We start from the raw sequence: 13,545 nt of genomic DNA on the forward strand, positions 1-13,545 counted from the left end.
TGCCAGTCATGACCCGATGGACTGCCGCCCAGGTCGCCGGCCTGGCTCCCGACGCCGCGTCGCTGACGGCTGCGCGCAGGCTGGCCCGACCGGGCCCGTGGTCCGACACCGGCTCGACGGACACGCTGCTCTGGGGCAAGTGCCAGGGCTCCGGCAAGACGCCTTACCAGGTGAGCATCGACCTCACGGCGCCGGCGTTCCGCTGCTCGTGCCCGAGCCGCAAGTTCCCGTGCAAGCACGGCCTCGCGCTGCTGCTGCTGTGGGTCGACGGATCGGGCTCCGTGGCCGACGCGGCCGAGGTGGCCGGCTTCGCGCAGGAGTGGGCGGCCGAGCGGTCGGCCCGCGCCGAGGCCCGGGCCGCGGGCGAGGCCGCCCGTCCCACGCGAACGCCCGATCCCGCCGCAGCGGCACGGCGCCTCGAGGAGCGGCTCACCCTCATGGACGGCGGCATGGACGACTTCGCGCGCTGGCTCACCGACCTCGTGCGCAGCGGCACCGCGTCCGCGCGGCAGCAGTCGTACGCGTGGTGGGACGGCACGGCAGCGCGGCTCGTCGACGCGCAGCTGCCGGGCCTCGCCGACGACGTCCGCTCGGTCGGCGGTGCGGTGGGCGGCCGGCCCGACTGGGCCGAGCGGCTCCTCGTCGCGCTCGGCCGGTGGTGGACCGCCACGCGCGCGTGGGCCGCCCGCGAGTCACTGGACGAGCACCAGATGGGCGACCTCCGCGCGTACCTCGGCTGGTCGACGAGCACCGAGTCGGTGCGCCGCGGCGACGCCGTGACGGACCGCTGGCTCGTCCTCGGCGCGCACCGCACCGACGACGGACGCCTCCAGCAGCAGCGCACGTGGCTGCGCGGTGCCGCGACCGGCGAGACCGTGCAGGTGCTCGACTTCGCCGCCGGCGGGCAGGTGCTGCCCGTCGCACGCGTGGTCGGGTCGAGCCTCGACGCGACGCTCGCGCGCTACCCGGGAGCGGCCGTGCGACGCGCGCTGTTCGCCGACGAGCCGGTGGTGGCCGACGAGCCCGGGCGTATGCCGTCCGGCTCGAGCCTCGAGTCCGCGCGGACCGTGGCGGCCCGGGCATGGGGGCTCAACCCCTGGGCGCGGCGCGTGCCCGTCGTCCTCGACGACGTGCGGGTCGGGCTCGACCGCGTCGTCGACGCCGAAGGGGCGAGCGTGGCCCTCGCCGAGGACGCGGACGTCTGGTCGCTGCTGGCCCTCACGGGTGGCGGGCCGACGCGGGTGTTCGGCGAGCTCGAGGAGTCGCGGCTGCGGCCCCTGACCGTGGTCCTGGACGGCGAGGTGGTGGGACTGTGACCGACGTCGACACGTGGTGGCGCGAGGTGGGCAACGCCGCGCTCGTCGGGACGGCCCGCCGGCCGGTGCCGCCGCTGCCCGACCTCGGGGCGGCGGGCGTCCGACCGCGCGAGGTGGCAACCCCACGCGAGCAGGCCCTGCTCGACGCCGCCGCCCTCGGTGGGGCGGCGCTGCGGGCAGGGCGACGGCTCGACCACGCGGAGCCGCCCGAAGAGGCGCCCGCCGAGCGCCGGCCCGAGGCGCCCCGACGGGCGGTGCAGCTGCTCGAGCTCGTCATGACCCAGCCGCCCGCCGGAGCGCAACAGCGCGCGAGCCTCCTCAACCACTGGCTCCGGGCCGCCGACGACGCCGGCTGCCGCGTGCCGCACGCGCTGTTGCCGACCCTGCTCGGGCTGGCGACCGGCACGCGCGAGCTGCGTCGGCCGGCGGCCGCGGTGCTCGGCGAACGCGGGCGCTGGCTGGCGGTCCTGCGCGAGGAGTGGCAGTGGGTCGCCGACGCGGCCGCCGGCGCCGAGGCCCGCACGGCCTCGCGCGTCGCGGGTGCGTTGCCGCCGACGGACGAGTGGGCGCGCCTTCCCTCGACCGACCGCGTCGCGGTCCTCAGCGTGGTGCGGGCCCACGACCCGGCAGCCGCGCGGGCACTCGTCGTCGCGACGTGGCAGTCGGACTCGGCGCGCGACCGCCGGGCGCACCTCGACACGCTCCGTGTCGGGCTCGGACCCGACGACGAACCACTGCTCGAGCGGGCGCTCGACGACCGGTCCGGCACGGTGCGCGAGGTCGCGGCCGAGCTCCTCGACGCGCTCCCCGGGTCGGCCAGAGCCGCGCGCATGGCCGAGCGGCTGCGCCCCCTCGTGCGACGCACCGGGCTGCTCGGTCGTGGTCTCGACGTCATCCTTCCCGACGAGCCCGACCCCGCGGCGGTGCGCGACGGGCTGGGCAAGCCGCCTCCGCGCCGCTCCGCGCGCGGCTGGTGGCTCGAGCAGATCTGCGCCGGAGCACCGTTCGAGGTGTGGTCCGAGGTCACCGGCGCCGAGCCGTCGACGACGGTCAAGCGGCTGTGGGACGCCCAGCAGCAGGACGCGCTGGGCGGCATACGGCGCGCCGTGCGGGCGCGGCGTGACCCCCGGTGGGCGGCGGCGCTGCTCCAACAGGCCTGGGACATGACGCTCGTCCCGGCCCTTCCCCGCGCGAGCCGCGAACGGGTCGCGCTGATGCGGGTCGACGCCACGACCGACCGGGTCCACGAGGTCGCTGCCGTCGTCGCCTCGGTCGACCCGCCGTGGTCGGCCGACTTCAGCATCGCGCTCGTCTCACGCCTGCGGGCGTCGAAGGTCGGCTCGGCCATGGTCGTCGCGACCATGCCCCACCTCGTCGCCGGTCTGCACCCAGCAGCCCTCGACGCCCTCGAGCGCTGGATCGAGTCCACCGGCGCCGACCAGACGCTGACCAACAACCTGCGCAACCTGCTGCAGTTCCACTCCGTCAAGCGATCGATCACCGAGGCCTTCAGATGAGCGAATCCCCTTCTTCCACCACGGTTCTGCGGGCCCACGCCGAAGACGCGTATGCCGCCGAGCTGGCCGCGCTCGCGGCCTCCGACGACCGCCCCCGCCCGCCGCGCTGGCGGCTGTCACCGTGGGCGGTCACGACGTACCTCCTCGGCGGCGTGCTCGACGACGGCACGGAGATCACGCCGAAGTACCTCGGGTCGCGCCGGCTCATGGAGGTCGCGGTCGCATCGCTCGCGACCGACCGGGCGCTCCTGCTGCTGGGCGTGCCGGGCACGGCCAAGACGTGGGTTGGTGAGCATCTCGCCGCGGCGATCAGCGGGTCGTCGACGCTCGTCGTCCAGGGCACGGCGGGCACACCCGAAGAGTCCCTGCGCTACGGCTGGAACTACGCGCGGCTGCTCGCCGAGGGACCGACGCGCGCCGCGCTCGTGCCGAGCCCGGTCATGCGGGCGATGGAGACCGGGGCGCTCGTGCGCATCGAGGAGCTGACGCGCATCCCGGCCGACGTGCAGGACGCGCTCATCACGATCCTGTCGGAGAAGACCCTGCCGGTGCCCGAGCTCGACGAGCAGGTGCAGGCGATCCAGGGGTTCAACGTCATCGCCACGGCCAACAACCGCGACAAGGGCGTCAACGACCTGTCCTCGGCCCTCAAGCGTCGCTTCAACACCGTCGTGCTGCCGCTGCCCGACACGCTCGCGCAGGAGGTCGAGATCGTCCGCACGCGTGTCGACTCGCTCGGACGCTCCCTGGAGCTGCCCGCCGGGCTCGAGTCGCTCGCCGAGATCGAGCGGGTCGTGACCGTGTTCCGCGAGCTGCGGTCAGGCGTCACGGCCGACCAGCGCACCACGGTCAAGTCGCCGTCGGCCACCCTGTCGACGGCCGAGGCGATCTCGGTCATGACGAACGGGCTCTCGCTCGCGGCCCACTTCGGCGACGGCGTCGTGCGCGCCGACGACGTCGCGGCCGGGCTCGTCGGTGCCGTCGTCAAGGACCCCGTCCAGGACCGGATCGTCTGGCAGGAGTACCTCGAGACGGTCGTCAAGGACCGCACCGAGTGGACCGACCTCTACCGCGCCTGCCGCGAGCTGGGCTGACCCGTGACCGCAGCGACGTCGACGACCCCGCGGGTGGAGGTGCTCGGTGTCCGCCACCACGGCCCGGGCTCCGCGCGGTCGGTCGGGCTGGCGCTCGACGAGCTGCAGCCCGACGTCGTCGTCATCGAGGGTCCGCCCGAGCTCGACGCGCTCGTACCGCTGGCCGCGGACCCCGACCTCGTGCCCCCCGTGGCGGGGCTCGTGTATGCCGTCGACGAGCCGAGGCGGTCGGCGTTCTACCCGTTCGCCGCCTTCTCGCCGGAGTGGGTGGCGCTCCAGTGGGCGATCGAGCACGGCGTCGACGTGCGCTTCGCCGACCTGCCGGCGACGCACTACCTCGCCGATCCCGACATCGACGTCGACGGTGCCGAGGACAAGGGGAGAAGGGCCGGACGAGCGCCCGGGCGACCGGACCCCATCACCGCCCTGGCGACGGCGGCCGGCTACGACGACCCGGAGCGCTGGTGGGAGGACGCCGTCGAGCACCGGCGCACGTCGTCGCTCGCCCACTTCGCACACCTCCGGGAGGCCATGGAGGGCGTCCGAGGCAGCCTCGAGGTGGACGACGACGGTCGACGAGAAGCCTTCATGCGCAAGGTGATCCGGGCCGAGATGCGCAACGGTCGCGAGCGCGTCGCCGTCGTGTGCGGCGCGTACCACGCACCCGTCCTCGATCCCGCGACGTTCCCGCCGGCGAGCCGCGACAACGTCCTGCTCAGCAAGCTGCCCAAGGTCAAGGTGGCTGCGACGTGGGCGCCGTGGAGCTCCGAGCGGCTGTCGTACGCGAGCGGTTACGGCGCAGGCGTCCGCTCCCCCGGGTGGTACCAGCACCTGTTCGTCACGCCCGACGACGAGGTCGTTCCCTCGTGGTTCGTCAGGGTCGCGCGGGCGCTGCGTGACGAGAACCTCGACGCCTCGACCGCCTCCGCCGTCGAGGCGACCCGCCTGGCGGACGCGCTCGCGGCCGTGCGCGGCCGTCCGTCGGTCGGCCTCAGCGAGCTGACGGATGCCGCCCGGGCCGTGCTCGCGGAGGGTGCCGACCTGCCCCTGCGGCTCATCGACCGGACGCTCGTCATCGGCGAGGAGCTCGGGCGCGTGCCGGAGTCCACCCCGATGGTGCCGCTCGCCAGCGACCTCGCGAAACAGCAGAAGTCGTTGCGGCTCAAGGCTTCTGCCACCTCGACCGTCGTGCAGCTCGACCTGCGCCGCGAGTCACAGCTCGCGCGTTCGGTGCTCCTGCACCGGCTGGCGCTTCTCGACGTGCCGTGGGGCACGCAGGTGGAGGCCGGTCGATCGATGGGCACCTTCAAGGAGGCCTGGGAGCTCGAGTGGTCGCCCGAGCTCGCCGTCGCGGTCATCGAGGCGAGCCTCTACGGCACGACGGTGCGCAGCGCGGCCGAGGCCAAGGTGTCCGATGAGGCCACCGAGGCTGCCGACCTCGGGGTGCTGGGCGCCCTCATCGAGCAGTGCCTGCTCGCCGACCTGCCCGACGGGCTCCGGGCCGTCGTGGCGGCGCTGGCCGACCGGACGGCGAAGCAGCACGACACGCAGGCCCTGCTCGGGACCGTCGAGCCGCTGGCGCGGACCTGCCGCTACGGCGACGTGCGCGGTGTCGACGTCGCGGACGTGACGCACGTGCTCCAGACGGTCGTGGTGCGGGCGGCTGTTGGTCTCCGGGCCGCGTGCTCGAGCCTCGACGACGACAGCGCGACCGCGATGCGCACGGCCATCGAGGCCGCGCACCGTGGTGTGGCGCTCGTCGACCGCGACGACCTGCGCGACCCGTGGCACGAGGCCCTCCTCGCCGTCGGTCGCGACGAAGGCATCCACGGTGCGGTGTCCGGCCGGGTCACCCGGCTGCTGCTCGACGGTGGCCTGCTCGAGCACGACGAGGCGGCGGCCCGGCTCAGCCGACGGCTGTCGCCGGGGGCCGGTGGTCCCGCGGCCGCCGCCTGGCTCGACGGGTTCCTCACCGGAGAGGCGCTGCTGCTCGTCCACGGCGACGACCTGCTCTCGATCATCGACGAGTGGCTCGTCGAGGCGTCCGAAGAGGCGTTCGAGGACCTCCTGCCGCTGGTCCGGCGCACCTTCTCGCGCTACCAGCCGGCCGAGCGCCGGCTCATCGGGCAGCACCTGCGCGAGCTGGGGTCGGGTGTGCGGCCGGCTGCCACGTCGGCGGACGCGCTCGACCTCGACCGCGCGGCTCCGGCCATCGCCGCGGTGGCCCGCCTGCTGGGACTGGAGGTGGCGTCGTGACGGACCACACGGCATTCGGGAGCTCGGGAGACGCCCGCACGGCGCGCGACCGGCTGACGCGGTGGCGGCTCGTCCTCGGGGGCGAGCAGTCGGACGGCATCGGGGAGGCGGCGGCTCTCGACGCCGACGACCTCAAGCGCGACGAGACGCTGCGCGACCTCTACGACGGCGAGCGTCGCAGCGGGCTCGGTGCCTCGGCACCCAAGGTCGCACGGTGGCTCGGCGACATCCGTGGCTACTTCCCGTCGTCCGTCGTCCAGGTCATGCAGGCCGACGCGATGGACCGGCTCGGGCTGACGCAGCTGCTGCTCGAGCCCGAGCTCATGGAGGCCGTGCAGCCCGACATCAACCTCGTCACGACGCTCGTCGGTCTCGGCCGGGTCATCCCGGAGCGGTCACGAGCGACGGCGCGCGCCGTGGTGCGGGTCGTCACCGACGAGCTGGAGGAGCGGCTCCGGTCCGAGACCGTGCAGGCCGTGACGGGTGCGCTCAACCGCGCCGCCCGCACCCGTCGGCCGCGACACTCCGACATCGACTGGAACCGCACCGTCGCGGCCAACCTCAAGCACTACCAGCCCGAGCACGGCACGGTCGTGCCGGAGCGCCTCGTCGGCTATGCGCGACGCGCGAACCGTGTCGAGCGGCGGATCATCCTCTGCATCGACCAGTCCGGCTCGATGGCCGAGTCGGTCGTCTACTCGAGCGTGTTCGGGGCGGTGCTGGCGTCGCTGCGGTCCGTCGAGACGAGGCTCGTCGTCTTCGACACCGCGGTCGTCGACCTCACGGACGAGCTCGACGACCCCGTCGACGTGCTCTTCGGCGTGCAGCTCGGCGGCGGCACCGACATCAACCAGGCGCTCGCGTACTGCGAGGGGCTCATCGAGCAGCCGGGCGAGACGATCCTCGTGCTCATCAGCGACCTCTACGAGGGCGGCATCGCCCAGGAGATGGTGCGGCGGGCGTCCTCCATCGTGGCGTCGGGGGCGACGATGGTGGCGCTGCTCGCGTTGAGCGACTCGGGGCGCCCGAGCTTCGACGCCGACCACGCGGCCGCGCTCGCCGCCGTCGGGGTGCCGGCCTTCGCGTGCACGCCCGACCAGTTCCCCGACCTCATGGCGACGGCGATCGAGAAGCGCGACATCACGGCGTGGGCCGCCGCCAACGACATCGTCACGGCCCACGAACCCGACCCGACCGGCTGACGACGCGGCGTGCGCACCGGGCGGGCGCCAGGTCCGCGCGAAGCCGTCCCCCTGCCCGGAGCGCCGAGCTGCGACTCAGTCGTCGAGCGACTCCACGTAGGCCGTCAGCTTCTGCTGGTCGCGGCCGAGAGCCTTGACGTCGTACCGACGCCGCTGCGTCGCCTGGCCCGCTGTCGGGGTGAAGGTGTCGCCCTCCGCCGTCACGCGTCAGCTGGAGGCCGGAACCCGGCCGGTCGAAAGCAGGACGCGCCCCGTCATCGGACCGTTCCGTGGTCGCGATGGCCGACGTCCGCGTCCTCATCCTGGAGCGCGCCGGAGGGACGTTGCTCGCACTCCGGCCCAATCGGACGTGATGTCTACTCGCGGGTCGCCACCGATGAGTGGAAGGCTGCGGGTGTGGCGTGACGAGCGCCATGCGCCCCACCGGGCGGCGGGACGACCAAGGAGACCTGCTCGATGATCTCGCGGATCGCGATCGTCAACCGTGGCGAGGCCGCCATGCGCCTCATCCATGCCGTGCGCGACCTCAACGCCGGCGCCGGCCCAGGGGGCCACCGCATCGAGACGATCGCCCTGCACACCGAGGGCGAGCGGCGGGCCATGTTCGTCCGCGAGAGCGACCACGCGTTCGACCTCGGGCCCGCATCGGCACGCCCGTACCTGGACCACGCGGTGCTCGAGCGCGCCCTGCGCGAGACGAAGGCCGATGCCGCCTGGGTCGGCTGGGGCTTCGTCGCCGAGGACCCGGCCTTCGCCGAGCTGTGCGAGCGCATCGGCGTCACGTTCATCGGCCCCAGCCCCGAGGCCATGCGCAAGCTCGGCGACAAGATCGGCAGCAAGCTGATCGCCGAGGAGGTCGGCGTTCCCGTCGCCCCCTGGAGCCGCGGCGGCGTCGACACCCTCGAGGACGCCATGGCGGCCGCTGCACGCGTCGGCTACCCGCTCATGCTCAAGGCGACAGCGGGCGGTGGCGGGCGCGGCATCCGCCGCGTCGACTCGGACGCCGACCTCACCGACGCCTACGAGCGCACGCGCGACGAGGCCCAGCGCGCATTCGGCTCCGGCGTCGTGTTCCTCGAGAAGCTCGTCACCGGAGCGCGCCACATCGAGGTCCAGGTCATCGCCGACGGCCAGGGCACCGCCTGGGCGGTCGGCGTGCGGGACTGCTCCGTGCAGCGGCGCAACCAGAAGGTCATCGAGGAGTCTGCATCACCCGTCCTCACGGCCGAGCAGGCCGACGAGGTCAAGGCGAGCGCCGAGCGTCTCGCGATCGCCGTCGGCTATGCCGGCGCGGGCACCGTCGAGTTCCTCTACCACCCGGGAGAGCGCTTCTTCGCCTTCCTCGAGGTCAACACCCGCCTGCAGGTCGAGCACCCGATCACCGAGGTCGTCACCGACACCGACCTCGTCAAGCTCCAGATCCACGTCGCGAACGGCGGCCGGCTCGACGACCTCGACGGCGGCCGGCCCACGCAGCGCGGCCACGCCGTCGAGGCCCGCCTCAACGCCGAGGACCCCGACCGCGACTTCGCCCCGTCGCCCGGGCGCATCAGCCTGCTGCAGTTCCCCGCCGGGCCGGGCATCCGCGTCGACACCGGCGTGGGCGAGGGCGACTCGATCCCCGCCGACTTCGACTCGATGATCGCCAAGATCATCGCCCACGGCCGCGACCGCGACGAGGCCCTCGCCCGTCTGCGTCGCGCCATGGCCGAGACGACCGTCGTCATCGACGGTGGCTCGACGAACAAGAGCTTCATCCTCGACCTGCTGGACCAGCCCGAGATCATCGACGGGTCGGCCGACACCGGCTGGATCGACCGCGTACGCGCCGAGGGACGCCTCGTGTCGCACCGACACTCGGGCGTCGCCCTCGTCGCGGCCGGCATCGAGGCCTACGAGGACGCCGAGGCCATCGAGCGCGCGCGCCTCCTCGAGTCGGCCCGGGGCGGCCGCCCCCAGGTCCAGCACACCGTGGGCCGCGCCATCGACCTCAAGCTGCGCGGCACGGCATACAAGGTGCTGGTGCTGCGCACCGCCTCGCACCGCTACCGCGCCACGATCACGAACGGGGGCGACGACCACGTCGTCGACGTCACCCTCGACCGCGTCGACGAGTATGCCGGCCGCATCGTCGTCGAGGGACGCCCGCACCGCCTCGTCACCGCCACCCACGGGCCCGTCCACCTCGTCGAGGTCGACGGCGTGACCCACCGGGTGACGCGCGACGAGGGTGGCGTCGTCCGCTCGCCCGCGCCCGCGCTCGTCGTCGCGACGCCGGTCGAGGTCGGCGCCGAGGTCGCCGCCGGTGCCCCCGTCCTCGTCCTCGAGTCGATGAAGATGGAGACCGTCCTGCCGGCGCCGTTCCCGGCACGCGTGCGCGAGCTCCTCGTCGCCGTCGGGAGCCAGGTCGAGACCGGTGCGCCGCTCGTCCGCCTCGAACCGACCGGCGACGAGGCCGACGTCGCCGACACGGCCGCCACCGAGGGCGTCGACCTCGACCTGCCCGACTCGAGCGCCGGCAGCGCGACCGTGCGTGAGCGTGTCGACCGCGGCATCGAGGACCTCTCGGCGAGCGTCCTCGGCTTCGACGGCGACCCGCGGGGCGACCGGAGGGTGCTCGGCAGCTACCTCGACGCCCGCGACGAGCTCGCCTCCCAGGGCACGATCCCGCTCGAGGAGGAGATCGAGATCCTCGACCTGCTCACCGACTTCGCCGAGCTGAGCCGCAACCGCCCGGCCGCCGAGGAGCGCCACACGGAGCTGCTCGTGCACAGCCCGCGCGAGCACTTCCACTCCTACCTCCAGAGCCTCGACGTCGAGCGCGCCGGGCTCTCGGCCGACTTCCGCGACAAGCTCGCCCGGGTCCTGCGCCACTACGGCGTCACCGACTTCGAACGCACGCCCGACCTCGAGGAGGCCGTCTTCCGGATCTTCCTCGCGCAGCAGCGCTCGGCCCCCGAGGTGCAGCTCGCGACGTCGCTCCTCCAGCGCTGGCTCGCCGAGCCGATCCCCGCGCCGCCGCTCGACACCGCCGCCCGCGAGGCCCTCGACCGCCTCGTCGTAGCCACGCAGCTGCGCTTCCCGGTCATCGGTGACCTCGCCCGCAGCGTCCGTTTCCGCTGGTTCGACCAGCCGCTCGTCGACGAGGAGCGCGAGAGCGTGCTCGCCGGCGTGCGCGACCAGCTCGCGGCGCTCGCCGCCGAGCCGGACACGCCCGACCACACGGAGCGGGTCGACGAGCTTGCCGCGATCCCCGAGCAGATCGTGCGGTTCCTCGCCGAGCGCCTCCACGAGGCGGCCCCCGAGCGGCTGCCCGAGCACGAGCCGATGCTCGAGGTGCTCATCAAGCGGCACTACCGTGAGCACGAGCTGCACGGCCTGCACACCTTCACCGAGGGAGGCCGTCCGTTCGCGACGGCCGACTACACCCTCGACGGCCGCCCCACCCACCTCACGTCGACCATCGGGTCGGTCGACGAGCTCGCACCGGGCAGCCCGCTCGACGAGGCCGTCTCCAACGACGTCTGGGCCCGGCCGGAGCAGCACCAGTCGGTCGTCGACCTGTATCTCCGCTGGAGCCAGGAGCCCGAGTCGCCCGACGACGCCAGCGACCAGCTCGTCGCGATGATGCAGCAGCTGCCCTTCACCCAGGACGTACGCCGCGTCGCCGTGGCCGTCAGCGCCGGGCAGGGCCGCCCCGTCGGCTACTTCACCTTCCGTCCGGTCGACGGCCGGCTCGTCGAGGACCGCCTCGTGCGCGGCGTCCACCCGATGGTGGGCCGGCGCCTCAACCTGTGGCGCCTCACGTCGTTCGACGTGACCCGCCTCGAGGCACCCGAGGACGTCCTGCTCTACGAGTGCGTCGCCAAGGACAACCCCGAGGACCACCGCCTCGTCGCGCTGGCCCAGGTGCGCCAGATCGTCGTCGTGCGCGACGAGTCCGGCCAGGTGTCCGGCCTGCCGCACGTCGAGCGCGCGATCGCCAACTGCCTCGAGGCCATCCGCCGCGTCCGCGCGAGCCGCGGCACCAAGGCATCCAAGCTCGACATGAACCACGTGTGGGTGCAGATCTGGCCGACCATCGAGGCCGACCTCGGCCAGCTGACGGCGCTCCAGAGCAAGATCGCCCCTGTCACCGCCGGCGCCGGCATCGAAGAGGTCCTCGTCCAGGCCAACGTCGCCGTCGCGCCCGGCGAGCCCGCGGTCCCGATCACGGGGCGCTTCCACTACCAGCCGGGCTCGGGCGTCGTCGGCTCCGTGGGTGCGCCGCCCACCGAGCGGCTCAAGCCGCTCGACGACTACGCCTCGAAGGTGGTCCGGGCGCGCCGCCGCGGCCTCGTCTACCCGTACGAGCTGCAGTCCATGATCGCGGGCACCGGCGGCACCGTCGTCGAGCACGACCTCGACGACACGGGCGTGCTGGTGCCGGTCGACCGGCCGCAGGGCCTCAACAAGGCCGGCATCATCGTCGCGGTCGTCACGACGCCGACTGAGCGCCACCCCGAGGGGGTGACCCGCGTCGTGCTGTCCGGCGACCCGCTCCGCTCACTCGGGTCGGTCGCCGAGGCCGAGTGCGCGCGCGTCATCGCGGCCATCGACCTCGCGGAGCAGCTGCGGGTGCCGCTCGAGTGGTACTCGCTCTCGGCGGGCGCACGCATCTCGATGGACTCCGGCACCGAGAACATGGACTGGGTCGCCCGGGCGCTCAAGCGGATCATCGAGTTCACCCAGGCAGGCGGCGAGATCAACATCGTCGTCGCGGGGATCAACGTCGGCGCCCAGCCCTACTGGAACGCCGAGGCGACGATGCTCATGCACACCAAGGGCATCCTCGTCATGACACCCGACAGCGCCATGGTGCTCACCGGCAAGCAGTCGCTCGACTTCTCCGGCGGCGTCTCTGCCGAGGACAACTTCGGCATCGGCGGCTACGACCGCGTCATGGGCCCCAACGGCCAGGCCCAGTACTGGGCCAAGGACCTCGCGGGCGCCCGAGAGATCCTCATGCGGCACTACGACCACGCCTACGTCGCCCCCGGCGAGACCGGCCCACGCCGCGCCCCCACGACCGACCCGGCACACCGCGACGTGACGCTGCACCCGCACGACGCGCCCGGGTCGGACTTCAAGACCGTCGGCGAGATCTTCAGCTCGCTCACCAACCCCGACCGCAAGAAGCCGTTCGACATCCGCACCCTGATGCGCGCGGTGAGCGACCAGGACCACGAGCCGCTCGAGCGCTGGGCCGGCATGGCCGACGCGGAGACCGCCGTCGTCCAGGACGCCCACCTCGGCGGCATCCCGGTGTGCCTCATCGGCATCGAGAGCAAGTCGGTGCCACGCCGCGGGTTCCCGCCCACCGACGGCCCCGACACGTACACCGCCGGCACGCTCTTCCCGCGGTCGAGCAAGAAGGTTGCGCGGGCGCTCAACGCGGCGAGCGGCAACCGTCCCGTCGTGGTGCTCGCCAACCTGTCGGGCTTCGACGGCTCACCCGAGTCGATGCGCGCCCTCCAGCTCGAGTACGGGGCGGAGATCGGCCGGGCCATCGTCAACTTCGACGGCCCGATCGTCTTCACCGTCGTCTCGCGCTACCACGGCGGCGCGTTCGTCGTGTTCTCCAAGACGCTCAACCCGCGCATGACGGTGCTCGCCGTCGAGGGCTCGTTCGCGTCGGTGCTCGGCGGCGCGCCCGCGGCGGCCGTGGTGTTCTCGCGCGACGTCGACGCCCGCACGGCTTCCGACCCGCGCGTCACCGAGCTCGAGAGCCGGCTCGCCGCGGCGTCCGGCGTCGAGCGGGCCCGGCTCGCGACCGAGCTCGCCGAGCTGCGCACCTCGGTGCGCTCCGAGAAGCTGAGCCAGGTCGCCTCCGAGTTCGACGCCGTGCACAGCATCCACCGTGCGGTGTCGGTCGGCTCGGTCGACGCCGTCATCGGTGCGCACGAGATGCGCCCGCGCATCATCGCCGCGGTGGAGGCCGGCCTGCAGGGGTGAAACCGAGGGCATATGCCGGGAGCCCACCCAGCGGCATACGCCCTCGGTTCTCCCCCGAGTCGGGGTCAAAGGCCCCAGGAGCGGGTGCTTGCGCGACCACGCCCCGTTGTCCAGTGTGGACCTCGGAGCCCGGTCGTGTGACCGACTTGAGAGGCTTTTTCGGAAA

7 protein-coding genes are annotated in these 13,545 nt (G+C 73.5%); 6 read left to right on the forward strand and 1 reads right to left on the reverse strand.

The window, feature by feature from the left end; genetic code table 11:
• Nucleotides 1–8: 8 nt before the first annotated feature.
• The 5 genes from H9I49_RS01960 to H9I49_RS01980 are packed head-to-tail and all read left to right on the forward strand — an operon-like array spanning nt 9 to nt 7,385.
• Complete coding sequence (locus tag H9I49_RS01960; protein ID WP_188028634.1) at nt 9–1,316, forward strand: SWIM zinc finger domain-containing protein; 1,308 nt, start codon at nt 9–11, stop codon at nt 1,314–1,316.
• The gene (locus H9I49_RS01965; RefSeq protein ID WP_188028635.1) at nt 1,313–2,833 is read left to right on the forward strand and encodes a DUF5691 domain-containing protein; all 1,521 of its coding nucleotides are present in this window, start codon (nt 1,313–1,315) and stop codon (nt 2,831–2,833) included. Before H9I49_RS01960 ends, H9I49_RS01965 begins: the two co-directional genes overlap by 4 nt.
• Nucleotides 2,830–3,927, forward strand: a complete 1,098-nt coding sequence (locus H9I49_RS01970; RefSeq protein WP_188028636.1) for an AAA family ATPase — start codon at nt 2,830–2,832, stop codon at nt 3,925–3,927. The genes H9I49_RS01965 and H9I49_RS01970 overlap by 4 nt, the downstream gene beginning before the upstream one ends.
• 3 nt (nt 3,928–3,930) lie before the next feature.
• On the forward strand, nt 3,931–6,183 hold the full coding sequence (locus tag H9I49_RS01975; RefSeq protein WP_188028637.1) for a DUF5682 family protein: 2,253 nt from the start codon (nt 3,931–3,933) through the stop codon (nt 6,181–6,183).
• Nucleotides 6,180–7,385 (forward strand): VWA domain-containing protein, encoded by a 1,206-nt coding sequence (locus H9I49_RS01980; protein ID WP_188028638.1) that lies wholly within the window; start codon nt 6,180–6,182, stop codon nt 7,383–7,385. The genes H9I49_RS01975 and H9I49_RS01980 overlap by 4 nt, the downstream gene beginning before the upstream one ends.
• A gap of 75 nt (nt 7,386–7,460) precedes the next feature.
• On the opposite strand, the gene H9I49_RS23635 is transcribed toward H9I49_RS01980, so the two are convergent.
• The gene (locus tag H9I49_RS23635) at nt 7,461–7,589 is read right to left on the reverse strand and encodes a hypothetical protein (protein ID WP_255523578.1); all 129 of its coding nucleotides are present in this window, start codon (nt 7,587–7,589) and stop codon (nt 7,461–7,463) included.
• A gap of 252 nt (nt 7,590–7,841) precedes the next feature.
• Here H9I49_RS23635 and H9I49_RS01985 point away from each other — a divergent pair, with 252 nt between their 5' ends.
• On the forward strand, nt 7,842–13,379 hold the full coding sequence (locus H9I49_RS01985; RefSeq protein ID WP_188028639.1) for a carboxyl transferase domain-containing protein: 5,538 nt from the start codon (nt 7,842–7,844) through the stop codon (nt 13,377–13,379).
• The last annotated feature ends 166 nt before the right edge of the window (nt 13,380–13,545 follow it).

It is taken from the genome of Terrabacter sp. MAHUQ-38, from assembly GCF_014518425.1.
GTDB lineage: Bacteria > Actinomycetota > Actinomycetes > Actinomycetales > Dermatophilaceae > Terrabacter.